Source organism: Streptomyces sp. NPDC042002 (genome assembly GCF_055588305.1).
Window position 1 is genome coordinate 90,823 of record NZ_JBVJCT010000029.1, and the last position, 25,215, is coordinate 116,037.

Below are 25,215 nucleotides of genomic sequence, written 5' to 3' on the forward strand. Positions count from 1 at the left end.
CGCCAACCCGAAATGGGACGCCGGACGCGTGCCGTTCATGGAGAACGCCGCCGGCGGCGAGGACGCCAGCGCCGCCGCGCACCCGCAGAACTGGCCCTACCAGGAGAAGGTCCTCGGCTTCGCCGCGCACCCGCCGTCCTTCCTGGAATCCCCTGGTGTACTGGTCCCGGCCTTCCGCCCCGCCACCTGGAACGGCACCTCAGCGGCCGTCACCGTCAAGGGCAGCGCCCTGTACAACAGGGCACACCTCAAGGCACCCGAAGACGCGTTCTGCGACTCCTCCAACAGCTGTGACCCGGGCCGCATCTCCGATGGCGCCTCCAACGACACGACGAGCAGCGGTCCCTGCGGACGAAGCGACTTCCAGTGCTGGTGGAACAAACCAGTGACCTGGAAGACCGACTGCGTCGGCACCTGCGGATACGAGTTCATTCGCTTCGGCGACACCTCGCCGGAGGAGCCCGACGGCACCGCCTACCCGCCCGCCTGCACTACCGGCGGCCTCCCGGACAACGCCCTCCTCGTCGACGACGTCCCCGCCAGCACCCCCGTCGTCCGCCCGGGCTGTACCAACTCCTGGACGAATTCAGGGTCCTTCAGCTTCAACTTTGCCAACAACGCAGTCGAGACGGTCTACCCCTCAAAGGTCGACCTCCACCAACTGGGCGCCGGCTTCGGCGGTCATTTCTACTTCAGCCACACCCGCCAGGACGACGCCAAGGGCCAGCGGCTGAAGATCACCGGTACCTGGAAGTCGAACAACACGCTCACGGGTCAGGCCAAGGTCATGGTTCACCTGCCCGACCACGGGGCGCAGACCGACTACGCGCACTACGAGATCGACACCGCGTACGGGACGGAGACGCGCACCATCAAGCAACCCGGCGACGGGAATCGTTGGGTGTCGCTCGGTGCCTACCGCTTCGACAACGCCGCCGCCGTACGACTGGACACCATCACGCCGGACGGAACCGGGGACCAGGACATCGCCTTCGACGCGGTGGCTTTCGTTCCGGGAACCTACGACGTGATCACCGACATGCGGCTGCCGGAGTGGATTCCCGACGCACCTGAACCGCCTGCGGTGGAGCCCGTCACCACCCTGCCCGGGTACGTCTTCCCCAGGCTTGGTGCGCAGGCCGCCCGGGCCGGCTCCGCGGCCGACGACCACCCACAGGCCTTCGACTGCCATTCCGTCAAGGGCAGGAAGAACGCCGAGGTCTGCCTGGAGTTCCGCGGACGGTCCGTGAAGGAGACCGGAAAGCGGCAAGGAGTTGCCACGGCGGGCACGGCGTTTTGTTCCAAGAGCGGTGCCGACATGTTCTACACACGCACGAGGGCGTGCCTCCAAGACAACTTCTCGGCCACTCTGTACGAGAATGGCACCCCCGTCGCGCAGAACATGTACGCGTACAAGCACGAGATCGACCTCGACATCGACAGTCCCACGATCAAGCAGACGGTGACCATCGAGCCGACAACGGTCGACCCGAAGGTTCCGCCGGTCACGGTCAATGTCCAGTCCTTCTGCCAGTACAACTGCTCGTCCGCCGGAATCACCTGGTCCAGCCCGCCCGAGTGGTCGGGCATCGACAAACACCAGGCCGTCGGCCAGATCGACCACACTTGGTCGGGTACAGCGGGCAACGAGACCGTGCACCTGAACTGGATTCTCTCCTCCACCACGGATGGTGCCCCCAACGGCGGGGCGGACTACCAGCCGCCCAGCGGAAAGCTGGGGATCCGGTGCGACCGCGAGGCCAAGGGCAAGAGCACGGTGGGATGTGTCTTCCCCGACTACATCCCGACGTACGTCGTCAATACGGAGGCGAACCCGTCCGCGGCTGCGTTCTACTGGATCCTCATGCAGAAGCTGCCCTACCACCCCGGCAGCCGGGATCATGAATCACCGCTCAACTACCTTGCGACCGCCGACCGCCAGAAGGCGAACCGCAAGGTGATATGCCCGACGAGCGGGCCGGACAAGTTTGTGGGCAACCCCGACTCGAAGCCCCCGAACAGCACGTCGAGTTGTGACGAATACCCGTTCGCGGCGACGTACCAGAGCGGCGGCATGCCCCCGCAGGCCGTGATCTCCGGCAAGGAGTGCACCCAGCTCTACGCCAAGCCGATCAGTACCGGCTGGACCCTGTGGGAGGACACCCGCTACGCGCGCGTGAACACGTGGAACGAGATCTGCGGCCGGGCCAGCATTCCGGGCGACGAGAACTCGGGAGCGGCCAACCGGATAGGTCTGTTCTTCGTGCCCAGCAACCGAATGATCGACAAGGACGCGTTCTACGTGAGCGTTCCGGGATTCGAAGGATGCACAGACCTTTCGCAGATCTGTGTCGTCCGCACCCGATAGACGTTCCCGGGGACCGCCCGAGCCTTGTTCGGTCGGCAGACCACCGGCCGGACAGGGCTCCGTGGCTTCGGGGCAGGCTCTAGGTCAGCACGACCGCGGACAAGGTCCCTTCCTCGAACGCAGCGCGCGGAAGGTCGAGGGAGAACACCTGCTCCGCCACGGTGAGAATGCGCCGCTCGGGTTCCCAGTCGTCCGGATTGGCCGTGCCGTCAGCCAGCAGCATGCCGGCGTCCCGCATGGCCGGGACGAGGAACGATGGCTCGAAGCCGCCGATCTGCTCGGCCTCCACGCCCGGTTCGAAGTCGGCGGCGATCTCGCCGTCACGGGCGTGGACGAACCAATAGGGCGGCATTCCGCTGTCCAGCAGCATCACCGCGTCCGTGCCCACGGAGACGCGCCGCAGGACGCGACGATCGGTGCCCTCCGCGCTGGCGGACTCCAGGGCGAAGGCCCAGCCCCGGCTCGTGCCCAGCCGGGCGACGGGACCCTCGTCACGGGCGAGGCGCTGCGCTTCCTCGGCGGACAGGAACGGCAGGATACGGGCGGGGTCCACGCCCATCCTGCTCACCAGTTCCTCGGTACTCAGCCCTTTTGCGAACGTGACGCAGTAGGCGTCCAAGACCTCTCGAATCCATACGATGCCGTCCACGACGTCCTACCGGTCCGCCCTGCGCTGCTGATGGCCCCGGCACCGTACCCGGACCGCGCCTGACGTACGTCGCTCTTCTGGCTGCCCGTGTCCGAAAGTGATCCCATCCGGGAACGGCGCGGCGCCCCGCCCCCGCGACGGCGCGGGTTCAAAGATCGTGACTACGCGGCCACCACGCGTGAGCGCAAGCCTGAGACGCTGGCGTACCGACCTCCTCGACGCGGGGCCGGTCCGGTCACCGCGTCCAAGGCCTACCAGGTCCTGCGGGCCACCTTGAACACGGCCGCTCCGCACGCCCATCTGGCACGTAGACGGCACGACGACCCTCACCGGCCGGAAACGACAGAGGCCCTGATCCCCGGCTTCACACCGGCTGACCTGGGCCTTGTTCGGCGTCCTGAAACTGATGAGCGCGGACGGTTTCGAACCGTCGGCATCCGCCTTGTAAGTTCGATCCAACAGCCGCTCTGAAGCTCTTAGGTCCTCGTTCGTCGGGCGCGTTCGGTTGCTCAAGGCTGCCTGTGTACGCCGTCGTTGATGTCAGCTGGTGATGTCAGGTTGGATGGTGCGATGGAACGTGTTGAGGCAGAGCTGTTCACGGACGGTGGGAACAACGCTGTGGTGCGCCTGCCACCCCGTCGGTTCCCCGGCGTCTTGATCCAGGGTGGCTCTCTCTCCGTCATCCGCAGCGAAGTTGCCGAAGTCCTTGAAACCTGCGACCAGGGCGACCTCGTCGGGGCACGGGAAACCGCCGGCCTTCTGCTGGCTGACCTCGATGAGCTGCTGGCGCGGTACACCGCCGCGCTGGATGCCCACGAGGTCCCGCGGCCGTACTGATCTCAAGGCTCCGGTCTTTGAAAGCTGGATCGCTGATTTGTAAGGGCAGACGTGGTCAGCGGCGAAGTTCTCCAGGTCGCTTCGGCTGTAGCGGTAACCCAGGTAAAGGGCACATCTCGACTACGGCGAGCCGTCGTTGACCGTGGTTGACCGCACGGTGTGGCACGACTGCGGCACGTTCCGAACGACGGACGGATCGCTTAGAAGGCGCTTGGCCCGTACGCCCGCAATCCGTCCCTGGCCTGGGCAATCACCTGCGCCGACGACGGCTTGCCACCCGACTTCGACAGGCATTCGACACGGCCCGGACTATTCGTAGATGGTCGCTGCTCGCAAAGCCCGTGCGAAGAACCTCCAGTCACCGCTGGCCGGCAACTCACGGTCGGTGTTGTTGTACCAGCCGTCCGAGTCGTCGATCCAGGCCGCCAAGGCTTCCAGGAAGCTCGGGAGGTCCGCGTTCCCCCATGCATTTCCCTCCTCGGCGTGGTTGCGATGCAGGGACCGAACGAAGGTTGCCAGGTCCTCTCTGCTGTCGACGTGCTCAGGAGAAGTGGTCATGCCCGGGACCCTACTGGGCACTCCAGCTCTGGGGCTTGGGTGAGCCCCGACTCAGGAGTTCCATCTGAGCCCATCCCGGCTGACTACCGACTGGTGCGACAGCCGGAGAGACTCTGGTTTCCCGGTTGGGTCCGCGCTTGTTGGCCTCACGCTCAATACGTTTTATCATCTCGCTCAGAAATTACATCAAACCTATTCTGCCAAACTTCAGATTCTTCACCTCCCAGAACGTTCGCCGCAGTGAGGGCAAGTCTTGCGACCTCTAGCCTCGCATCAGTGACGTGGCAGGTAACCCAATCATCTCCGTGTCGATCCCAGAGAATAGCCGGAACCAGTTGCTCCGGCATGCTCGAAGTCCAGGTATTTTCGGCAATTTGAAGAGCTTCTCTAGGTGCCCCGATCAGAAGGTTGCACAACATTCGGTTGTGTACATTAATAAATGGGTGATCGCAACCAGCCCTTGCGGCTGTAGTTAGATGACGCAGAGCCTTTCGAGGATCATCTGGAATGAGCGAGAATCCGAGATTGTTCCGCACCGTCGGGTCGCTTCATGAGTGATTTCCATAAGGCCATTTAGAATAACGCCATCTGGATTCTTGCTCCCCGCGCTCTTCTTTCGCGGAGATGCATCTGCAGCACAGAGCTGCGACCATTTATTCGACTCTTCGGGCAAGCTTTCGAGGATTTGTGGAATTGCTTTAGATTTACCACCTTCAGGAACCAAGGCGAGCAGCTGAGGCAGTGAAGCGATGGCGGCAATCGTGTCCCCGAGCCGCGGGCCAAGTCCGTAGCGGACGAAGGCGGAGGCGTCGAGGCCGCGATCAGTGAGCGCACTGATCGCCTGCAGCACCTTCACGCGTACCTGCTCTGGGTCGGTACGACGAGAGGGGGGCACGAGCACGAAGTCGCGGATGTACTTGGCGAGGCTGATGGTGTTCCAGTCGGCAGGCGAGCTCCCAGACGTCTCGGCCAGCAGGATCACTGATGCATCGAACGGCCTAGCAGCAGGTTCATCCATCCGTACGCCTCATCCAGATCAGTGCTTCACACTTTCGTGCACAACATCATGCATAGCATTTTGCGGCTTGACAACTAGGATTCTGGGCAGGATCCTAGTGCCTCTAGAGAGGAGGCGGCGTGAGCAGCGGTGATGTGATCTTCCAGTCATCTGACCTGGCTACCCAACGTCGCACAGAGTTCTTGGATGCGGCGCGTAGTGGGCTCGCGAGACTGCGAGACAAGGACGGCACTAGTTTGGTGATGCTCCCTGAGAAGCATCTTCAGCTTCTTGAGGAGTTGCGGAAATGGTCTTCCGCGCACCTGAGGCTGGAACGACTTCTCGCACGGCCAGACTTCAAGCCAACTGTGCACGATCTTGGCGACCTAGCTTGGCTCCGGGTTTTCGATTGCGAGGACCTGCGAGAGTTCGCGGATGAGTTGAACGATGCGATCGTTGCCGCGGATAGCGACAACGACACAGCGGTTCTCGACGAATGCTTGAGTTCCTGGAAAACAACTGCCCGTCAATTGGAAGATCCGCTCAGGCGGAGCATTCTGTTGAAAAAGGGCTCAGTTCCAGATCTCGTCGAGGTTGCGCGTCCAGAAGCGGAGTAAGTGTGACTCCGCCGAGCGCATATCAGCCTTATGAGCCCGCGAAGAGGCCTGGTGGGCGCCCATCTGAAGCTCCAGCCTATCGAGTCTTGATCCATCGGCAGTTCAGACATCATTTTGATGAACTAGTCGAGCGGGTAGGAGTGCAGCAAGCTCAGCAGTTTTGGGATCACCTTGCGCAGACCCCGGACAAGCCGTGCGCTGTTGCGAGCACTTCGATCCTCCGCGGTAAGGCCGGCCGCCCCATGGATGACGGGTGGTCAAAAACTCGACACTTCGAAATCACTAGCAAGGCGCGTGCGGACTATCAGTTCCACAATGCCTTCGAGACGAGTGCCGGCGGCGATCCACATCCTGTCGTGGCTATTCTCACCTTGAATTTCTCGAGTCACTGATTGCAACCTGGGGGGAGCATGAAGCCTTAATAGCTATAGCCTCGAGATGTAAAGCACTGACTCGCGACCCTTGATCATGCAAATTGATTGAGGGTCGCTTTGTGCTGTTCTAAGGCTTCTCATGCAAGTGGGAAGGAAAGGCAAGTACCAAGGTCGGTGGAGCGGCTTTGGGGTGAGTGATCATGGCCCCTTAAGCTTCCGGCGAGTCGGGCAGTCTGTGGACCTGCCCGTTAAAGCACGACGTTGGGGCGATGAGCTTAGAGGCTCGCCCCATGGTGGCTGCCTAATCCGTTGCTAAAGGCGTTCCGAGGAAGCGGTTGGTTCCCAGGATGTTCGAGTGCCGGACCGTGACACCTCGTGGCTGCCGGGCGGGCAACGCCTCGCTTTAGACAGCGTGCATGGTCCTGGTGCTCATGGTGGTGGCGGTCACGTGAGCGCCGTACGGATGCCCCAAGAGGCCCTGGCGTGTGATGCCTCAAGGCAGAGCAGCGACATGCGGTGCAGCGTGGCCGCCACCCCTGTCGACGGCTGTTGGTGCTCGTCGGCACTGGACGGACGCCTGTGCAGGTGGCTCCGCACGCTCGCCTCGACCGGTCTCGGTGACGTGCACTTCCACGATCTCCGGCACACCGGCAACACCCTCGCCGCGACCGGCGGCGCCACCACCCGTGAGCTGATGCAGCGGATGGGCCACTCGTCGGTGCGGGCCGCGCTGGTCTATCAGCACCTCGTCAACGGACGTGACCACCAGATCGCCGACTACGTGGACGGTCAGATCAGGAAGGTGCGGCGGCCTCCGCGCGGTCCATCTGGCACGTGAGTGGCACGGCGGCCCCGAGCAGCCGAAAAAGATCAAGGCCCAGGCATCCGGATTCACACCGGCTGACCTGGGCCTTGTTCGTGTCCTGAGACTGGTGGGCGCGGACGGTTTCGAACCGCCGACATCCGCCTTGTAAGGGCGGCGCTCTACCGCTGAGCTACGCGCCCAGGACGAGTCGACAGCCTACATTGCCCGGGGGGATGTCCCGCAAACCCGTATCCGGCAGGTGGGCGGACGACGGGGCGTGGCCCGGCGGGCGGCCCGGGGGTTATCCCCACCTTGCATTCGGGAGCGGACCGGATCGTCCCGGGCTCCGTGGGTGCCTACCGTCGGAGAGGCTTCGCGGACCGGCTCCGGTCGAAGTGGCGAAGTCTCGAAGTGGCGAGGCTTCGACGTCTCCGCGTTTCGAAGTTCCCGCAGACCGTCTCAGGGGGAGATCGATCATGGCCCGCACGCGCACCCGCAGTACCACCCGAATCTGGACGTACGGCGCCACGCGCGCCCCGCGCACCGCCCGTGCCGCCGTCCTCGGCGGTGTCATGCTCGCGCTCGTCAGCGGCGTCACCGCGTGCGGGGCGTCCGCCGGGGACGACAAGCACCCTGAGCAGCGGTCCTTCGGGCTGCACGGGCGGACCCTGACCGTCGACTCGGACGACTCCGCGCTCGACCTGGTGGTGTCGGATTCCGCGAAGGCCGGCGAGGTCCAGGTCACCCGCTGGTTCCAGGGGCATGCCACGCTCGGCGGCGACCCCAAGGTCACCTGGGCGATGGAGGACGGCGACCGGCTGGTGCTGCGGATGAAGTGCTCGGGTGTCGTCGCCGACTGCTCGGCCCGGCACCGGATCGTGGTGCCGCGCGGGGTGGCCGTCAAGGTGGAGGACGGGGACGGACGGGTGAGCGCGCGGGGCTTCGAGGAAGCGCTGAGCGTTCGTACGGCGGACGGTTCGGTGCGGGTCAGCGACTCCTCGGGAGCCCTCGATCTGCGCAGCGGCGACGGCTCGATCCGGGCGGTCGGCGTGGCCGCCCGGAGCGTGCGCGCCCATACCGAGGACGGCTCCGTGCGGCTCGAACTCGGCGCCGTACCGGACCTGGTGGACTCCCGCAGCGACGACGGCTCCGTCTCGATCGTGCTGCCCCGGGCCACCTACAAGGTGACGACCGGAAGCGGCGACGGCTCGGTCCACGTGGACGTGCCCCGCGACGACTCCAGCCCCCACCGTGTCTCCGCGCACACCGGCGACGGAAAGATCACGGTACGAACAGCGAACTGACCGGCCCGTGTGTTCGTCTTCAACCGGTGGGAGAATGACAGCCGGGCAAGGCGGATGACAGCACGGGAGAGGGATGTGACGGCGACACCTTCGCAGCCGTATTCGCCGTTCGCGGGACCCGCGCGGCCTGCACACCCTCTAGCCGCCCGGCGGGGCCCATCACCGGAGCGACGGGAGCGGCCGGTGCGCCCGGTGCGTTCTCCTCGTTCGTCTCGTCCGTCCGTCGCCCGTGACGTGCTCACGCTCGTCACCCTGCCCCTGCTGGTCGCGCTCGCGCTGCCCTCGGCCTTCGCGGGAGGCGGCACCCGGCGCTGGTTCGGCGGCCGGTCCGAGGGCCAGCGGGCCGAGGCGCAGGCCGCCAAGGACGCCGCCGCGGCGGCGTTCTACGAACTCGACACCGCCCAGCGCGACCTGCGGATCTCGATCGAGACCATCACGGCCGTGGACGACTCCCCGGCCGCCCGGCGCGTGGTCTCCGACTTCGAGGCGCTGGGGCGGCGGATCGACGAGGCCAGCCAGAAGTACATCACCGCCGTCGACGCCCATGATCTGGACCGGGACGAACTGGAGGCGTCGGTCGCGGCGCGGGCGCGCGGCGAACTCGTCGCCGCGAAGGACGAACTGGTCCGTGTGAAGGCCGATCTGGACCGGTTCGAGCAGAGCCTCGGCCCGCTGCTCGGCAAGGCCGAGACCCAGCTCGCCCGGCTGGCCCCGGCCGTCGAGCGCGCCCGGCAGGCGCTGCTGGCCGCCTCGAACGCCCTCGACGCCGTACGGCGGTCGGGGCTGAAGGCCGACGATCTCGCCGCCCGGCTCGCCGCGCTCGGGCCCGAGCTGACCAAGCTCAACCAGGGCGCCGGGAAGCACGGCGTGCCGGAGACGCTGGAGCGTGCCGAGCGGGTGTCGCGGGAGGCCGCGGCGGTCTGCTCGGAGGCGGAGCGGCTGCCGGAGCGGGCCGCCGAGATCGACCACCGGCTCGTTTCGCTGCGGACCCGCGCGCAGGCGCTGACGACGCGCTCGGGGCAGGTGGAGCCGGTGCTGAGCGAGTTGCGGCGGCGGTTCTCGGCGGCGTGCTGGCAGGACCTCCAGCACGTGCCGGAGCAGGCCTCGGAGAACGTACGGCAGGCCGAGGCGAAGCTGAAGGAGGCGCGGGCCGCGCGCGAGGCGCAGCGCTGGCCGGACGCGGCCTCACTGCTGGCGACGGTGCGCGCGCTGCTGAACAGCACGGACGAGGCCGTGTCTGCGGCGGGTGACCGGCTGCGGCGGCTGAACGCCGTGCAGAAGGATCCCCAGCAGGAGATCGACCGCACCCGGTTCGCGATCCGGGACGCGCAGCGGCTGGCCATGGCGGGCCGTACGACCCCCGACCCCCGCCAGGCGCGTCCGCTCGACGACTCCGTGACCCGGCTCGACCGGGCTGTCGCCACGCTGGAGGGCCGGCATCCCGACTACTGGCACTTCCTGACCGAGACGGAGGCCGTGCGCCAGACGGTGGCGGGCGTGGTCGCGCAGATCCGCGAGCAGCGCGGCGGCGTCTGAGGAACGTCCCGCGGAAGGCACTGGGCAAGAACTCCGCTGCGTCACGTCACCGATGTCCATCCGGCGCTCTGACGCCTCGGAGCCCGGCGCTGTGCCGCCCAGACGCCGCACCGCTGTCCCGTCATCCCGGTTCCGGAGCCCTGCGGAACTGTCGCTCTTTCCGGCTAACCTGTGCGCATGCCTCGCTACGAGTACCGCTGCCGGACCTGCGGCGACACCTTTGAACTGAGCCGCCCCATGGCCGAGTCCGCCGCTCCCGCGGCCTGTCCGGCCGGGCACGACGACACCGTCAAACTGCTGTCGACGGTCGCCGTCGCCAGGGGCGGCTCGGCGTCCGCGCCGGCGCCCGCGCCGCGTTCGAGTGGCGGCGGAGGCGGGTGCTGCGGCGGCGGCTGCTGCGGCTGATCCGGGGGCCCACCCGGTCCCGAACCGGGCAGACCCCTGACCGGGCAGACTGGCAGACCCCTGACCGGGCGGCCCCGCGCGCCCCGACGCGACAGGGCCGGAACCACGTTCGGCATGCCGATCGGTCCGGTCCCGAGCCGGGTGTGCCAGGGGCCGAACGGCCGCCGGACACACCCACCACCACGGGACCGGCACCACGCGCGGACCGGGACCACGGGACCGGCACCACGAGGGACCGGAACCGGGTTCCGCGTCTGCCTCAGGCCTGGCCCGCGCCGGCGCAGGCGCCCACGAACTCGCGCAGGATCCGCTCCCCCGCCGCGACACCCCGCTCCGGCAGCGCGGTGATCGCCGGTGCCGTCCAGTCGGCCTCGGCGAGTTCACCGTGGCCCGGGCGCCAGCCGCGGTCGGCGGCGAGCAGCAGGTCGGCGTCGAGCAGCGAGTCCCCGGCGGCGAGGGTCAGGACGGCTCCGGTGCGGCGGGCGACCTCGTACACGGCCGCGCTCTTGGTGAGCGGCTTCGGCACGGCGTAGATCTTGCGGCCCTGCAACGAGACCGTCCAGCCGCGGTTCTCCGCCCACACGGCCAGGTCCTTCACCCACTGCTCCGGGAGCAGTTCCCGCTCCACCACCAGATAGGCGAACAGGTCCTCGGCGACCCGGTGCTTGCGCACCCAGTGCGGGTCCGCGGTGGCCTCCAGGTGCTCGCGCACCTCGTCGAGCGGCGCGCACTCGGAGGCGAGCCGCTCCTTCACGCCCGCGTGCCAGTCGGGGTCGGAGACACCGTCGACCAGCAGGTGTCCGCCGTTGGCGCAGATCGCGTACTCCGGGGCCGGGCCGGGCAGGTTGATGCGCTGGTACTGCTTGCGGGTGCGGGTCGTGGTGGGCACGAAGTGCGCGATGTCGCCGAGTTCGGTCAGCAGCGCCGCGGCCGTCTCCGTCATGTAGGACAGCGGCTTGTTCTCGTGCACCTCGACGGAGAGCAGCCGGGGGGCGCGCGCGTCCGGCATGGTCAGCGCGAGCGCGGCCGAGGAGTAGATGAGCGTACGGTCGAGGTCGCTGGCGACGAGCACCTTGGGCACGGACATCAGAGCGTCACCGACTTGCCGTCGGCACCGGTCGCGCCACGCGTGTACTTCGGGTGGATCAACCCCACGCAGGTGTACGGGAGTTCCTCGACCTCTTCGACGGGTACCCCGCGCTGTCCGGCGAGCAGCCGGACATGGTCGAGGTCGGCGCCCGCTCCGGCGCGCGCGAGGATCTTCCAGGGGACCCGGCGCAGCAGCACGCGGGTGGTCTCACCGACGCCCGGCTTGACGAGGTTCACGTCGTGGATCCCGTACTCCTCGCTGATCCGCTCGACCGCCGCCCAGCCCTCCCAGGTGGGGGTGCGGTCCGCCGCGAGGAGTTCCTTCGCCCGGTCGCGGGCCGCTTCGGCGACGTCGGGGAAGTGGGCGGCGACGGCGTCAAGGAACTCGACGGAGACGTCGGAGCCGGCGAGCTCGCGGTAGAACTTCGCGCCGTGGAAGTCGTGTTCGCCGACCAGGTCGGAGCGCAGGACCGTGCGCGAAATCAGCCCGGAGACGGTGGAGTTGAGGCAGGCGGAGGGGATGAGGAAGTCCTCGCGGGTGCCGTACGTGCGCACGCAGGAGCCCGGGTCGGCGAGCACCGCTATCTCCGGGTCGAAGCCGGTGACGCCCTCGGCCTCCTCGAACTCCTCGATGGCGTCGGCAAGTTCGCGGGTGATGGCGCCCTTGCCTGTCCAGCCGTCGACGAAGACGACGTCGGCCGGGTCGTGGTGGGCGGCGAGCCAGCGCAGCGCGTTGGCGTCGATGCCACGGCCGCGGACGATGGAGACGGCGTAGTGCGGCAGGTCGAGGCCGTGCTGGTGCTGGGCCCAGCGGCGCATCAGGACGCCGACGGGAGTGCCGGCCCGGGCCAGGGACACCAGGACGGGGCGCGGCGAGCGGTCGGCGAGGACGAGTTCGGTGACGGCGCCGACGGCCTCGGCGATCCGGGCTGCCGAGGTGGCGAGGGCCGCGCGGAAGAGCTCCTGGTACTCGGTGCTCGGCTGGTACTCGACCGGCAGCGACTCGGCGTAGTGGGCGCCGCCGCTCTGGATCGCCTCCTCGCGCTCCTCGGTCGGCGCCTCCAGCGTCACGTCCGACAGGTCCCGCAGCAGCCAGCCGACCTCGTCGGGGGCGTACGAGGAGAAGGCGGGGCCGCGGAGGGGCTCGGGCAGCATGGAGGGCCTTTCGGTGGACGGCCGTGCGGGGACGTACGACGGGACGACGGCGAGCAGGACACGCGGGGTGTGCGCCGCCAGCTGGGCCAGCAGGCCGTCGGGCGCGTGCAGTTCGGGGGTGTCGGCGGTGGAGTCGACGACCGCCACGACGGCGTCGAAGCCGGCGCCCGCGACGTTGTAGGCGTAGCGCTCGCCGGGGCCGTCGTCCGGGTCGTCGTGGGCCGGGAAGGCGATGCGGCTGCGGATGGCGTAGCCGGGGTCGTCGAGGGCGAGCACCGGGGACCGGGTCGTGGTGGAGGAGCGCACCTCGGCGGGGACCAACCGCTCCAGCTCGCGGGCCAGTCGGAGCGGCGCGTACATCAGCTCCTCGAAGCCGAGCACCAGGACGCGGCGCGCGCCGTCGGGCAGGGCGTCGGCGAGCCGGGCCGCCATGGCGGGCAGGGCGGCGTTCAGACGTATTCGGTGTCCGGGCGTGAATCCGTGCCGTCCGCCGTCGGGGAGGCCGTGCGGCCAGCCGAGCTCGACGCGGACGGCCCGGCCCGCGTTCCCCGGGGCGGGGGTGCCGGGTGCCGCCTGTTCGTGCCGGGCGACCAGGGCCGTTCCCTTCGCCAGGACGTCCTCGGGGAGGCGCACGGTGCCCGACGCGGCCGCGATCAGGTCCACGCGGGCGCCGATGTCCCCGGCGAACTTCTCGAAGCGCGCGTGGTCGGCCGCCGACCGCATGTCGACCAGCGCCACGACGACGTACCGCTCGCGCGGGTAGCGCTGGTGCAGGTCGCGGATGGTGTTGAGGACGGTGTTGCCGGTGGAGAACTCGTCGTCGACGAGGACCAGCGGGCCGGAGCCCGCCAGCAGACCCGGGTCCTCGGGCAGGAGGAGGTGCGAGGTGGCGTGCGAGTGGGACTCCTCGAAGCCGCCCGCCGGCCGGACCCCGGTGACCGGTCGGCGGGTGGAGTGGAGGTAGGGCGCGACGCCCACCCCGTCCGCGACCGAGTGGCCGAGCCCGGTGGCCGTCTCGGCGTACCCGAGGACCACGGCGGCGCGGGCGTCCTCGGTGCCCAGCAGTGCGAGCACCCGTTGGCCGAGCGCGACGCCGTACCCGTGGACGACGGCCGGCGACTGCGGCACGTGCTTGCCCAGGACGTTGGAGACGAGCAGGTGGGCGCGCTTGGGGTTGCGCCGCAGCGCGAGCCCCAGCAGGCCGCTCAGCCCTTCGTCGCCGACGAGCTCGACGCCGAGCCGCTCGGCGACCCAGGTCCCGGTCCACACCGCGTCATCCGTGGCGTGCGGGCCGTGCGCGTCGTCGGGGTGGTTCGGGTCGTGCGCTGGGGTGTTCATCGGTTCCTTGCTGTCGGGGTTGCGCTTCGCTCGGGCGGGCCGGCTCACGCCGGGAGTCCGGCGGTGAGCAGCTCGACGAAGCCGATGTCCTCGTGGGCGACCCCGAAGACCTCGGCGCGCAGCAGGGTGCGCTCGGCCCAGGCGCGATGCGGCTTCACCTCGTTCATTTTGTTCGTGTACGCCGACCTCAGTACACCCCCGCCGCCGCGCTCCGGCCTGAGGATGTCCTGGGCGTCACTGAATTCCTCGTGGCTGACCACGGACAGTGCGTGCACGGGCAGTACGTGCGAGGGGTGGATGCAGGTCTTGCCCATCAGGCCGTTGGCCTGGTCGAGGGTGATCTCGCGCAGCAGCCCGTCCATGGCGTGCTCGAGCAGCGTCTCGCGCAGTTCCTCCGCCTGGCCCTCCAGGAAGGGGCTGCGGCGCAGCTGCGGCTTGAACATGCGCTCCTGGACGCGGAAGTACTCCCACACCGGCCCGGTGACGGTGAAGCCGGTGCCGTCGGCCCGGCCCAGCATGTTCACCACGTCGGCGATCACGGAGGCGACCACCTGGACGTCGTACGCCGTCATGTCGGGGGCGCGGCGCAGCCCGTACGAGGAGCAGAAGTCCGTCACGCCGAGGCGCAGCGCGAGCACCCGGTCGCGGTACTTGTCGACGGCGCGGGAGATGCCCTCCAGGGTCTCCACGCGCGATTCGCGGTAGAGCAGCTCGGGCGACTCCAGGACGGGCATGGCGAAGAGCCGCCGGCCGCTCGCCGTCTCGGCGGTGGCGAGGGCCTCCAGGAACGGGGTACCGCGTTCCTCGGTGAACTTCGGCATCACGAATCCGGACAGCAGCCGGACGGCGGGGCCGAGACGCCGCACGAGGTCGGGGATCTGCTCGGGGAAGCGGACCCGCACGAACAGCAGGGGCAGCTCACCGGCCTCCGGGCGGGCCGCGAGGTCGGTGAACTGGCGGACCAGGTTCTCCTCGGCGCCCACGACCTCGGAGTCGTCGATCGAATCCTCCAGGCACAGCACCATCGAGACCACGCCGCGCGTGGTCTGCTTGACGATGTCGTCGGCCAGGGTCGGCCGGGTCGCCGGGCTGTACAGCGTCGCCCCGAGGGCCGCGGCGAGGACTCTGGCCGGAGAGTCGGACGTGAAGACGCCGGGCTCCCGGTGGAAGAGGCGTTGCCGCTCTTCCGGGGTGACGTGACCGAAATGACGCATGGGACTCCCCCGCGGCGGCTAGGTGGCCAAATGTGATGTGGCCGGTAATAGTACGTACGGATCCATGTCAGAGATTCCCACCGGGCATGAAGTTCAGGTAACTCCGCCATGTCCAACACCGACCGGTTCCGGAACGACCCCACATTGTCGTGACCAGGACCGACAGGGCAGGATGACCGCATGACGCACGCGATGCTGAAAGGGTCGAACGTCCCGCTGGACGCCACAGCGGTGCGCGCCGTCCTGCGCTGGACGCCCGGTCAGGGTGTCCCCGATGTCGATGCCTCGGCGCTGCTCCTCGGCCCCGACGGTCGTGTGCGATCCGACGAGGACTTCGTCTTCTACAACCAGCCCCGCCATCCGTCCGGCAAGGTGTGGCGGCTCGGCAAGAAACGCGGCGCCGAGGGCCTCACGGACACCATCCAGACGGATCTGACGGGTGTCGAGTCCGGTGTCGGACAGATTCTGCTGGTCGCATCGGCTGATGACGTCACCTTCGATCGCGTACGTGATCTGCGCATTCTGCTGTACGACGCGGCCCTCGCCGACGGTGAACCGCTGGCGTACTTCGACATCAAGCCGGAGACCGGTGCGGAGACCGCGCTGATCTGCGGCGAGCTGTACCGGCGTGGTGAGGGATGGAAGTTCCGGGCGCTCGGCGAGGGCTACTCGAACGGTCTGGTGGGGCTCGCGACCGACTTCGGGATCTCGGTGGACGAGTCCGAGGCCGCCGCGGTGCCCGCGGCCGGGTCCGCGCCGGAGCCGGCCGCCTGGGCCGCGCCCGCGACGGCTCCCGAGACCTCGCTGCCGCTCCCGCCGGAGCATTCCGCCCCGGTCCAGCAGCAGTCGGCCCCGGTCCCGCAGCAGCCCGCGTACGGCTATCCGCAGCCCGCCGCGGCTGCCGCGACCGGGCCGGCGTACGGCTACCCCCAGCCGGCCGGCCAGCAGGCGGACCCGTCCGCCTACGGCTACCCCCAGCCGCAGACCGCGCCGGCCACACAGCCCGCGTACGGCTTCCCGCAGGCCGTGGGCGCGGCGCCGGACCCGGACTTCAGGCTGCCGCCGCAGGGGCCGCAGTTCATCGGCCGCTGAGACCGCTGGTGCCGCTGGTGCCGCTGGTGCCGCTAAGCGTGAGCGCCGGGCGGCCGTCGAGCCCGGCCGCCCGCTAACGGTCGACCTTCGACTTGTACCCGCGGCCCCACTGGAGCCCCCAGCCGTAGAGCCGGTCGAGTTCGGCCTGGAAGCCGTACACGAACCTCACCTCGCGGCGTACGGTCACCACGCCCTTGTTGAACTCGATCATGACGACGGCGCAGGAGCGGGCCTGCGGATGGCGTTCCTCCAGGCCGATCTCGATGCGCGGGCCGTTGCTCGGATACAGCGTGATGACGGCGTGCGTACGGTCGAAGGCCGGGGTCTGGTCGTAGATGTAGACGAACACCAGCAGCCGCTTGATGTCGTCGCGGTGGTCGAGGTTGACGAAGGCCGTCTCGCCCGAGCCCGAACCGAAGCGGTCGTCGCCGCTGAGCTTGACGTACGGCGGGGCGTTGAGTTCGCCGAAGAAGCTGCCGAGCGGCTGGACGACGCCCTTGGTGCCGTCCGTCAGCTCGTACATGACGCCGAGGTCGAGGTCGACGTTGACCATGCTCTGGGTGTGCGCCTGGACCACTTCCGGCTTGAAGGTGCGGAACGGGTGGCGCAGCAGGCTGTCGCGCTGCGGCCCGCCTATGTCGGAGGTGCGCATCCGCCAGGACAGGTTGATGCGGAGGTTGCCGGTGGCCGCGCCCTGTTTGGTGAGCGAGACCGTGTGGTTGCGCTTGGTCATTTCGATGGAGTTGGACGCCGCGCTGCCGGAGTCGAAGTCCGCCGAGCGCCCGCGCCACAGGTCCTGCCAGATGCCCATTCCGCCCCCCACGTTTCTCGGTATGCGGCGGGGCGGCCGCGGAGGACTCATCCTCGACGACCGCCCCGCTCAGAGCGTTCCTCAGCCGGAGGGGTGTCACACCCCGGACGAGACCTCAGCCTTCTCGTCCGAGGTCGGGCCTTTTCCCTCGGCCTCGGCGAGTGCCTTGTTCCGGCGCACCGAGGACCAGAAGGACAAGGCGATCAGGATGACGCCGACGAGCCCGGTGACGACCTCGTTGATCTCGTACTGGATGGTCACGAGGAGGATCATCGCCAGGGCGCCGATCGCGTAGTGCGCGCCGTGCTCCAGGTAGACGTAGTCGTCGAGCGTGCCCTGGCGGACCAGGTAGACCGTGAGCGACCGGACGTACATGGCGCCGATGCCGAGGCCGAGCGCCATCAGCACGATGTCGTTGGTGATGGCGAAGGCGCCGATGACTCCGTCGAAGGAGAAGGAGGCGTCCAGCACTTCCAGGTAGAGGAACATGAAGAACGCGGCCTGGCCGGCGAGGACGATGGCCGGCTTCTTCTTGCCGGTCCGCTCGGCCTCCTCCTCCGCCTCGTGTTCACGCTCCTCGTCCTCTTCGAGTCTGTCCTCGAAGTAGCCGGAGAGTCCGCCGACGATCATGTACGTGATCAGGCCCGCGATGCCGGAGACCAGCACCGTCTGCGCCTTGTCGACGTGTCCGCCGCCGTGCTGGTGGGCGTGGACGGCGAAGGTCATGGAGCTGATCAGCAGGACGATCAGGGCGATGCAGACCGAGAGCATGTCGACCTTGCCGAGCTTGGCCAGCGGGCGCTCGATCCAGCGCAGCCACTGGATGTCCCGGTCCTCGAAGATGAAGTCGAGGAAGATCATCAGCAGGAACATGCCGCCGAAGGCCGCGATCGACGGGTGCGCGTCGGTCACGAGCTGCTGGTACTTGTCCTTGTCGTTCAGCGCGAGATCGACCGCGTCGATCGGGCCGATCTTGGCGCTGATGGCGACGATCACGACGGGGAAGACCAGGCGCATGCCGAAGACGGCGATCAGCACGCCGACGGTGAGGAAGATCTTCTGCCAGAAGGCATTCATCTTCTTCAGGATTCCGGCGTTGACCACCGCGTTGTCGAAGGACAGCGAGATCTCCAGGACGGCCAGGATCGCCACGACGCCAAGGGCGGTCCACCCCCCGTAGACGGCCGCTGCGACCAGGCCGAGCGCGGTAATCGCGAACGACCAGCCGAAGGTTTTCAGAAGCACTGGCTACCCAATCATCGTGTGGTGGGGGCACCCCCAAGCGTCAGCTTGGGGGAGGGTCGCCCCCGCGCCGTACTCGGCTTTACCTACTGTTGACCACGAAGTCTAAGGGGCCGCCTTCGACTGACGCAGGTGGGCCTAAGAAACGTTGACCCCGAAGTCGAGTGCGATGCCCCGCAGTCCGGACGCGTACCCCTGCCCGACCGCGCGGAACTTCCACTCGGCGTTGTAGCGGTAGACCTCACCGAAGATCATCGCCGTTTCGGTGGAGGCGTCCTCGGAGAGGTCGTAGCGGGCGAGTTCCTGGCCGTCGGCCTGGTTGACGACCCGGATGAACGCGTTGCTGACCTGGCCGAAGGTCTGGCCGCGGTTGTCCGCGTCGTGGATGGAGACCGGGAAGACGATCTTGTCGACGTTGGCCGGGACCTTGGCGAGATCGATCAGGATCGACTCGTCGTCGCCCTCGCCCTCACCCGTGAGGTTGTCACCGGTGTGCTCGACCGAGCCGTCCGGGCTCTTGAGCTGGTTGTAGAAGATGAACCACTCGTCCCCGAGCACCCGGCCGCCGCTGCACAGCAGGGCGCTGGCGTCGAGGTCGAAGTCGGCTCCGGTGGTGGAGCGCGCGTCCCAGCCGAGCCCGATCATCACCTGTGTGAGGTTCGGTGCGGCCTTCGAGAGGGAGACATTGCCCCCCTTGGCGAGCGTGACGCCCATGATGCTGGTCCTCCCCGAGGTTCGATCTTCACTTGGTACGGCGGATCCGGTACCGCACCGAGGTGGTGCGGCACCGGACCGAGATGCCCGAGGGCCCTGTGGCTCAGACGTTGACGCCGAAGTCCTGCGCGATGCCGCGCAGGCCCGAGGCGTAGCCCTGGCCGATGGCGCGGAACTTCCACTCGGCGCCGTTGCGGTAGAGCTCGCCGAAGACCATCGCGGTCTCCGTCGAGGCGTCCTCGGAGAGGTCGTAGCGCGCGATCTCCGCCTCGCCGGCCTGGTTCACCACGCGGATGTAGGCGTTGCGGACCTGACCGAAGGACTGCTGGCGGTTCTCGGCGTCGTAGATCGAGACCGGGAACACGATCTTCTGGATGTCGGCCGGAACGGTGGCGAGGTTGACCTTGATCTGCTCGTCGTCGCCCTCGCCCTCGCCCGTGGTGTTGTCACCGGTGTGCTCCACCGAGCCGTCCGGGCTCTTCAGGTTGTTGAAGAACACGAAGTTCTGGTCGGTGCTGACCTTGCCGTCCGTGTTCGTGAGGATGGCGCTGGCGTCGAGGTCGAAGTCCACGCCGGTGGTGGTCCGGGCGTCCCATCCCAGACCGACGATGACCGCGGTCAGTCCCGGGGCCTCCTTCGACAGCGATACGTTGCCGCCCTTGCTGAGGCTGACTCCCACGAGTCCTCCCAATGGTGTTCAGGGGCGGGGAGCCCCGTAGGTGCGTTGGTATCGGATCAACGGTTCGATCCTAGTGACGGGTTCCCGTGCCCCGCAGGGCCGGAACCGAAGAATCACAGGGTGTCGAGCGCCTTGACGTACTCGTTCAGGTCACGCGCGTCCGGCAGCGCGTTGACCACGGTCCAGCGGACGACGCCCTCCTTGTCGATGATGAACGTGCCGCGCACGGCGCAGCCCTTGTCCTCGTCGAAGACGCCGTACGCGCGCGAAATGTTGCCGTGCGGCCAGAAGTCGGAGAGCAGCGGGTACTCCAGGCCCTCCTGCTCGGCGAAGACGCGCAGGGTGTGGATGGAGTCGTTGGAGACCGCGAGGAGCTGGGTGTCGCGGTCGGCGAACTGCGGCAGGTTGTCGCGCAGGGAGCACAGCTCGCCGGTGCACACGCCGGTGAAAGCGAAGGGGTAGAAGAGCAGGACGACGTTCTTCTCGCCACGGAAGTCGGACAGTTTCACGGTGGCGCCGTGGTTGTCCTTCAGCTCGAAGTCCGGGGCCTTGGTGCCGACCTCGATGGCCATAGTCACTCGCTTCCCTTCCAAAGGTCTGTTCGGGTGACGACCAGCGTACGCAGTGATCGACTCCCGGCCGCGGCGCGACCCCCGCGGGGGCGTCCGGGCGGTGCGCGGGACCCCCGCGGGGCCGGTTCACGGGTGCGTGCGAGGCTCCCGCCCGGCTGGTTCGGGATATGCGTGAGGCCCCCGCCGAGGTGGCTCGGCGGGGGCCTCACGGATGCTCTGCTTGCAGACGGGGCTGCAGCTCAGCGCTTCGACTTGGGGGTGGCCAGGCGGGTACCCGACCATTCCTTGCCGACGGAGATGCTCTTCGTCTGGGAGAGGCCGGCTGTCTGTGCGGCATCACTGATGTCGCTGGGCTCGACGTAACCGTCCCTGCCGGTCTTCGGGGTCAGCAGCCAGATCATGCCGCCGTCCTCAAGGAGACCGATGACGTCCACCAGTGCGTCCGTGAGATCGCCGTCCTCGTCCCGGAACCACAACAGCACCACGTCAGCGACGTCGTCGTAGTCCTCGTCGACCAGATCCTGGCCGATCAGCGATTCGATGCCTTCACGGAGCTCGTGGTCAACGTCGTCGTCGAAGCCGATCTCCTGGACCACCTGTCCGGGCTCGAACCCCAGCCTGGCGGCCGGGTTGGTCCGCTCCTCCGCGTGGTCCGCGGTCGCGCTCACGGCTTGCCTCCTGATCATGTTTCGGAATATGGGTTCTCCCCCTGCTCGTCCAGAGTCGGGGGAGTCTCAGCCACGCGCGTGCGCGAAGCGTTGGCCGTAGTCCACACGGGCGGAGCGGATCGCGCAAGTACCCGGCCGTCGAGACCGCCGAAACGGTGACGATCCTGGCAGTGCCGACGCAACTCCCGGCGGGCCATCATGACGCCACGTGACGGGCACCACACTCTTCTGCCCCATTTATTCCATTCGGAACCCTTGGAGCGTACGAGAGCCGAACGGCTTTGCGGAACGCGTCACGCCCTGAGCGTATCGTTACGTTTTGGTCGGGCCCGTCCCAACGGTCTGCACGGACGTCTCGGTTACCCCCTGGTAGAGATGACGAACGCGTACGCGGGGTACACGATGGGGATCGGTGCAGATGCAGGGAAAACCCACCGTAGACAGCCCTCTGACAGCGAAGGAACAGCGTGGCTTCCGGATCCGATCGCAACCCGATCATCATTGGCGGCCTTCCCAGCCAGGTCCCGGACTTCGACCCTGAGGAGACTCAGGAGTGGCTCGACTCCCTCGACGCCGCCGTCGACCAGCGCGGCCGCGAGCGGGCCCGCTATCTGATGCTGCGGCTCATCGAGCGGGCCCGTGAGAAGCGCGTGGCCGTGCCCGAGATGCGCAGCACGGACTACGTCAACACGATCGCCACCAAGGACGAGCCGTTCTTCCCCGGCAACGAGGAGATCGAGCGCAAGGTCCTGAACGCGACCCGCTGGAACGCCGCGGTGATGGTCTCCAGGGCGCAGCGCCCCGGCATCGGCGTCGGCGGCCACATCGCGACCTTCGCCTCCTCGGCCTCTCTGTACGACGTCGGCTTCAACCACTTCTTCCGCGGCAAGGACGAGGGCGACGGCGGCGACCAGATCTTCTTCCAGGGCCACGCCTCGCCGGGCATCTACGCCCGCGCGTTCCTCCTCGACCGGCTCTCCGAGCAGCAGCTCGACGCGTTCCGCCAGGAGAAGTCGAAGGCGCCCTACGGACTGTCCTCGTACCCGCACCCGCGGCTCATGCCGGACTTCTGGGAGTTCCCGACCGTGTCGATGGGCCTCGGCCCGCTCGGCGCGATCTTCCAGGCACGGATGAACCGCTACATGGAGGCGCGCGACATCGCGGACACCTCCAAGTCCCACGTATGGGCGTTCCTCGGCGACGGCGAGATGGACGAGCCGGAGTCGCTCGGCCAGCTGTCGATCGCCGCGCGCGAGGGTCTGGACAACCTGACCTTCGTCGTGAACTGCAACCTCCAGCGCCTCGACGGCCCGGTGCGCGGCAACGGCAAGATCATCCAGGAGCTGGAGTCGCAGTTCCGGGGCGCCGGCTGGAACGTCATCAAGCTGGTCTGGGACCGCACCTGGGACCCGCTGCTCGCACAGGACCGCGACGGGGTGCTGGTCAACCGGCTGAACACCACGCCGGACGGCCAGTTCCAGACGTACGCCACGGAGACGGGCGATTACATCCGCCGGCACTTCTTCGGCGACGACCACCGGCTGCGCGCGATGGTCGATGGCATGACCGACGACCAGATCCTGCACCTGGGGCGCGGCGGTCACGACCACAAGAAGATCTTCGCGGCGTTCTCGGCGGCCAAGGAGCACAAGGGCCAGCCGACGGTGATCCTGGCGCAGACGGTCAAGGGCTGGACGCTCGGCCCGAACTTCGAGGGCCGCAACGCCACGCACCAGATGAAGAAGCTGACGGTCGCCGACCTCAAGGGCTTCCGCGACCGGCTGCACCTGCCGATCACCGACAGGGAGCTGGAGGACGGCGCGCCGCCGTACTACCACCCGGGCCGGAACTCGGAGGAGATCCAGTACATGCACGACCGCCGCAAGGGGCTCGGCGGGTACGTCCCGACGCGCGTCGTGCGGTCGAAGCCGCTGGTCCTGCCCGAGGACAAGACGTACGCGAGCGTGAAGAAGGGCTCGGGTCAGCAGTCCATCGCCACGACCATGGCCTTTGTGCGCCTGCTCAAGGACCTCATGCGGGACAAGGAGATCGGCAAGCGGTTCGTGCTGATCGCGCCCGACGAGTACCGCACGTTCGGCATGGACTCGTTCTTCCCGAGTGCGAAGATCTACAACCCGCTCGGCCAGCAGTACGAGTCGGTGGACCGCGAACTGCTGCTCGCCTACAAGGAGTCGCCGACGGGCCAGATGCTGCACGACGGCATCTCGGAGGCGGGCTGCACGGCCTCGCTGATCGCGGCGGGCTCGGCGTACGCCACCCACGGCGAGCCGCTCATCCCGGTCTACGTCTTCTACTCGATGTTCGGTTTCCAGCGAACGGGTGACCAGTTCTGGCAGATGGCCGACCAGTTGGCGCGCGGTTTCGTCCTGGGCGCGACCGCCGGGCGGACGACGCTGACCGGTGAGGGCCTCCAGCACGCGGACGGCCACTCGCAGCTGCTCGCCTCCACGAACCCGGGCTGCGTCGCCTACGACCCGGCGTTCGGCTTCGAGATCGCGCACATCGTCCAGGACGGTCTGCGCCGCATGTACGGCTCGTCCGAGGAGCACCCGCACGGCGAGGACGTCTTCTACTACCTCACCGTCTACAACGAGCCGCTCCAGCACCCGGCCGAGCCGGAGAACGTGGACGCCGAGGGCATCCTGAAGGGCCTCTACCGCTTCAGCGAGGGCACCTCGGGCACCATCCCCGCGCAGATCATGGCCTCCGGTGTCGCCGTTCCCTGGGCCCTGGAGGCGCAGCGGATCCTCTCCGCGGAGTGGAACGTCAGGGCCGACGTCTGGTCGGCGACGTCCTGGAACGAGCTGCGGCGCGAGGCCGTCGACGTGGAGCGGCACAATCTGCTGCACCCCGAGGAGGAGCAGCGCGTCCCGTATGTGACGCGGAAGCTGTCCGCCGCCCAGGGTCCGTTCGTGGCCGTATCCGACTGGATGCGATCGGTTCCCGACCAGATCTCCCGGTGGGTGCCCGGCACCTACCAGTCCCTCGGCGCGGACGGTTTCGGCTTCGCGGACACGCGCGGCGCGGCCCGGCGTTTCTTCCACATCGACGCGCAGTCGATCGTGGTCGCGGTGCTGACCGAGCTGGCCCGTGAGGGCAGGGTGGACCGGTCGGTGCTGAAGCAGGCGGTCGACCGCTATCAGCTGCTCGACGTGACGGCGGCCGACCCGGGCGCGGCCGGCGGCGACGCGTAGCGGCCGGTACGACGGACGAGGGGCGGCGGGCCGCGGGCCCGGCGCCCCTCGCGCTTTTCTTTCTACGATGCGGGCATGGCGGAAGAATCGGCACAGGCCCGTTGGGAGCTGCACACCCAGCGGCCCCTGCTCGTCCTCGCGGTGGCGTTCGCCCTCGGGTACTCCGTGCCGATCGTGGACAGCGACGCCGGCCGTTCGGTGACGTTCACCTGCACGCTGGTGGAGTGGGTGGTGTGGGGGGCCTTCGCCACCGACTACCTCGTCCGGCTCGCCCTCGCCCGGCAGCGGCGGTCCTTCGTCCGCGACCACTGGCTGGACCTGTGCGCCGTGATCCTGCCGATCCTCCAGCCGCTGCGGCTGCTGCGGCTCGTCTCCACGCTGATGCTGGTGGGGCGGCGCGCGCGGATGGCCTCGCAGATCCGGCTGACGACGTATGTCGGGGGCGCGGTCATCGGCCTGCTGATGTTCGGCTCGCTCGCCGTGCTGTCGGTGGAGCGGGACTCGCCGAACGGGAACATCAAGACGCTGGGTGACGCGGTGTGGTGGTCGTTCACGACGATGACGACCGTGGGATACGGCGATCACGCCCCGACGACGGGGATGGGCCGCGTTCTCGCGGTCGGGCTGATGCTCTCCGGGATCGCCCTCCTCGGTGTGGTCACCGCGAACATCGCCGCCTGGTTCATCTCACGGTTCGAGAAGGACGACGTGGAGGAGCGGCGGCAGACCGCGGCGATCGAGGCGCTCACGGCGGAGGTACGGGCCCTGCGGGCGGAGGTCGCCGCGTTGACCGGCGGCCAGGGAATCCTGCCGCATCCCCTGTCGGCGGGGTCGGAGGAGCACTCCTCCACGTAGACCCGGCGGCGGAACACCCCGTACAGACCTGGGGGGGGGGGGGGGGGGGGGGGGGGGGGGGGGGGGGGGGGGAGAGGGGGGGGGGGGGGGGGGGGGGGGGGGGGGGGGGTGTGTCTTCGCT

21 protein-coding genes, 1 tRNA gene and 1 pseudogene are annotated in these 25,215 nt (G+C 68.2%); 10 read left to right on the forward strand and 13 right to left on the reverse strand.

Annotated features, from left to right (window positions below):
• The first annotated feature begins 37 nt into the window (after positions 1 to 37).
• Positions 38 to 2,368: a golvesin C-terminal-like domain-containing protein gene (locus ACZ6KY_RS31355; RefSeq protein ID WP_469313661.1), complete on the forward strand. Its 2,331-nt coding sequence runs from the start codon at positions 38 to 40 to the stop codon at positions 2,366 to 2,368.
• A gap of 79 nt (positions 2,369 to 2,447) precedes the next feature.
• Here the strand turns inward: ACZ6KY_RS31355 and ACZ6KY_RS31360 are convergent, their stop codons facing one another.
• Positions 2,448 to 3,017: a DUF6461 domain-containing protein gene (locus ACZ6KY_RS31360; RefSeq protein ID WP_469313639.1), complete on the reverse strand. Its 570-nt coding sequence runs from the start codon at positions 3,015 to 3,017 to the stop codon at positions 2,448 to 2,450.
• Between the two features lie 570 nt (positions 3,018 to 3,587).
• Here ACZ6KY_RS31360 and ACZ6KY_RS31365 point away from each other — a divergent pair.
• On the forward strand, positions 3,588 to 3,854 hold the full coding sequence (locus ACZ6KY_RS31365; protein WP_469313640.1) for a DUF6959 family protein: 267 nt from the start codon (positions 3,588 to 3,590) through the stop codon (positions 3,852 to 3,854).
• Positions 3,855 to 4,163: 309 nt separating this feature from the next.
• Here ACZ6KY_RS31365 and ACZ6KY_RS31370 read toward each other — a convergent pair whose 3' ends face one another.
• Together ACZ6KY_RS31370 and ACZ6KY_RS31375 are read right to left on the reverse strand one after the other, a co-directional pair.
• Entirely contained in the window at positions 4,164 to 4,412 is a 249-nt protein-coding gene (locus ACZ6KY_RS31370; protein ID WP_469313641.1) for a DUF7660 family protein, read from the reverse strand.
• Between the two features lie 472 nt (positions 4,413 to 4,884).
• Positions 4,885 to 5,394: a hypothetical protein gene (locus ACZ6KY_RS31375; RefSeq protein ID WP_469313642.1), complete on the reverse strand. Its 510-nt coding sequence runs from the start codon at positions 5,392 to 5,394 to the stop codon at positions 4,885 to 4,887.
• Positions 5,395 to 5,549: 155 nt separating this feature from the next.
• Between ACZ6KY_RS31375 and ACZ6KY_RS31380 the strand changes: the two genes are divergently transcribed.
• Together ACZ6KY_RS31380 and ACZ6KY_RS31385 are read left to right on the forward strand one after the other, a co-directional pair.
• A complete protein-coding gene (locus tag ACZ6KY_RS31380) occupies positions 5,550 to 6,026 on the forward strand; it encodes a hypothetical protein (protein ID WP_469313643.1) in 477 nt (158 codons plus the stop codon).
• 960 nt (positions 6,027 to 6,986) lie between these two features.
• Positions 6,987 to 7,238 (forward strand): annotated as a pseudogene (locus ACZ6KY_RS31385) (tyrosine-type recombinase/integrase); the annotation flags it as partial.
• Positions 7,239 to 7,330: 92 nt separating this feature from the next.
• Here ACZ6KY_RS31385 and ACZ6KY_RS31390 read toward each other — a convergent pair.
• Positions 7,331 to 7,405, reverse strand: a tRNA-Val gene (locus tag ACZ6KY_RS31390).
• Between the two features lie 276 nt (positions 7,406 to 7,681).
• Here ACZ6KY_RS31390 and ACZ6KY_RS31395 point away from each other — a divergent pair.
• The 3 genes from ACZ6KY_RS31395 (at position 7,682) to ACZ6KY_RS31405 (ending at position 10,450) form a co-directional block, all read left to right on the forward strand.
• Positions 7,682 to 8,509, forward strand: coding sequence for a DUF4097 family beta strand repeat-containing protein (locus ACZ6KY_RS31395; protein WP_469313644.1), 828 nt, complete (start codon positions 7,682 to 7,684; stop codon positions 8,507 to 8,509).
• 75 nt (positions 8,510 to 8,584) lie between these two features.
• Positions 8,585 to 10,045 (forward strand): hypothetical protein, encoded by a 1,461-nt coding sequence (locus tag ACZ6KY_RS31400; protein WP_469313645.1) that lies wholly within the window; start codon positions 8,585 to 8,587, stop codon positions 10,043 to 10,045.
• 177 nt (positions 10,046 to 10,222) lie between these two features.
• Positions 10,223 to 10,450, forward strand: a complete 228-nt coding sequence (locus tag ACZ6KY_RS31405) for an FmdB family zinc ribbon protein (protein ID WP_467756931.1) — start codon at positions 10,223 to 10,225, stop codon at positions 10,448 to 10,450.
• A gap of 259 nt (positions 10,451 to 10,709) precedes the next feature.
• Here the strand turns inward: ACZ6KY_RS31405 and ACZ6KY_RS31410 are convergent, their stop codons facing one another.
• The 3 genes from ACZ6KY_RS31410 to ACZ6KY_RS31420 are packed head-to-tail and all read right to left on the reverse strand — an operon-like array spanning position 10,710 to position 15,246.
• A complete protein-coding gene (locus tag ACZ6KY_RS31410; protein ID WP_469313646.1) occupies positions 10,710 to 11,537 on the reverse strand; it encodes an HAD family hydrolase in 828 nt (275 codons plus the stop codon).
• A complete protein-coding gene (locus tag ACZ6KY_RS31415) occupies positions 11,537 to 14,032 on the reverse strand; it encodes a phosphoribosyltransferase (protein ID WP_469313647.1) in 2,496 nt (831 codons plus the stop codon). The genes ACZ6KY_RS31410 and ACZ6KY_RS31415 overlap by 1 nt, the downstream gene beginning before the upstream one ends.
• 44 nt (positions 14,033 to 14,076) lie before the next feature.
• On the reverse strand, positions 14,077 to 15,246 hold the full coding sequence (locus ACZ6KY_RS31420; protein WP_469313648.1) for an HpcH/HpaI aldolase/citrate lyase family protein: 1,170 nt from the start codon (positions 15,244 to 15,246) through the stop codon (positions 14,077 to 14,079).
• 180 nt (positions 15,247 to 15,426) lie between these two features.
• Here ACZ6KY_RS31420 and ACZ6KY_RS31425 point away from each other — a divergent pair, with 180 nt between their 5' ends.
• A complete protein-coding gene (locus ACZ6KY_RS31425) occupies positions 15,427 to 16,338 on the forward strand; it encodes a TerD family protein (protein WP_469313649.1) in 912 nt (303 codons plus the stop codon).
• Positions 16,339 to 16,411: 73 nt separating this feature from the next.
• On the opposite strand, the gene ACZ6KY_RS31430 is transcribed toward ACZ6KY_RS31425, so the two are convergent.
• From ACZ6KY_RS31430 to ACZ6KY_RS31455, 6 genes are all read right to left on the reverse strand, one after another.
• Positions 16,412 to 17,149 (reverse strand): TerD family protein, encoded by a 738-nt coding sequence (locus ACZ6KY_RS31430; RefSeq protein WP_469313650.1) that lies wholly within the window; start codon positions 17,147 to 17,149, stop codon positions 16,412 to 16,414.
• Positions 17,150 to 17,245: 96 nt separating this feature from the next.
• Positions 17,246 to 18,394 (reverse strand): DUF475 domain-containing protein, encoded by a 1,149-nt coding sequence (locus ACZ6KY_RS31435; RefSeq protein WP_469313651.1) that lies wholly within the window; start codon positions 18,392 to 18,394, stop codon positions 17,246 to 17,248.
• A 135-nt stretch (positions 18,395 to 18,529) separates the two neighbouring features.
• Positions 18,530 to 19,105: a TerD family protein gene (locus tag ACZ6KY_RS31440; RefSeq protein WP_469313652.1), complete on the reverse strand. Its 576-nt coding sequence runs from the start codon at positions 19,103 to 19,105 to the stop codon at positions 18,530 to 18,532.
• A 103-nt stretch (positions 19,106 to 19,208) separates the two neighbouring features.
• The gene (locus ACZ6KY_RS31445; protein ID WP_328555763.1) at positions 19,209 to 19,784 is read right to left on the reverse strand and encodes a TerD family protein; all 576 of its coding nucleotides are present in this window, start codon (positions 19,782 to 19,784) and stop codon (positions 19,209 to 19,211) included.
• 113 nt (positions 19,785 to 19,897) lie between these two features.
• A complete protein-coding gene (locus ACZ6KY_RS31450; RefSeq protein ID WP_355857041.1) occupies positions 19,898 to 20,356 on the reverse strand; it encodes a peroxiredoxin in 459 nt (152 codons plus the stop codon).
• A gap of 239 nt (positions 20,357 to 20,595) precedes the next feature.
• Positions 20,596 to 21,024 carry a DUF3052 domain-containing protein gene (locus tag ACZ6KY_RS31455; RefSeq protein WP_081217087.1) on the reverse strand — a complete coding sequence of 143 codons (429 nt, stop codon included), beginning with the start codon at positions 21,022 to 21,024 and terminating at the stop codon, positions 20,596 to 20,598.
• 467 nt (positions 21,025 to 21,491) lie between these two features.
• Here ACZ6KY_RS31455 and aceE point away from each other — a divergent pair, with 467 nt between their 5' ends.
• On the forward strand, positions 21,492 to 24,239 hold the full coding sequence (gene aceE / locus ACZ6KY_RS31460) for a pyruvate dehydrogenase (acetyl-transferring), homodimeric type (RefSeq protein ID WP_469313653.1): 2,748 nt from the start codon (positions 21,492 to 21,494) through the stop codon (positions 24,237 to 24,239).
• A gap of 75 nt (positions 24,240 to 24,314) precedes the next feature.
• The gene (locus tag ACZ6KY_RS31465; protein WP_469313654.1) at positions 24,315 to 25,094 is read left to right on the forward strand and encodes a potassium channel family protein; all 780 of its coding nucleotides are present in this window, start codon (positions 24,315 to 24,317) and stop codon (positions 25,092 to 25,094) included.
• Positions 25,095 to 25,215: the final 121 nt, after the last annotated feature.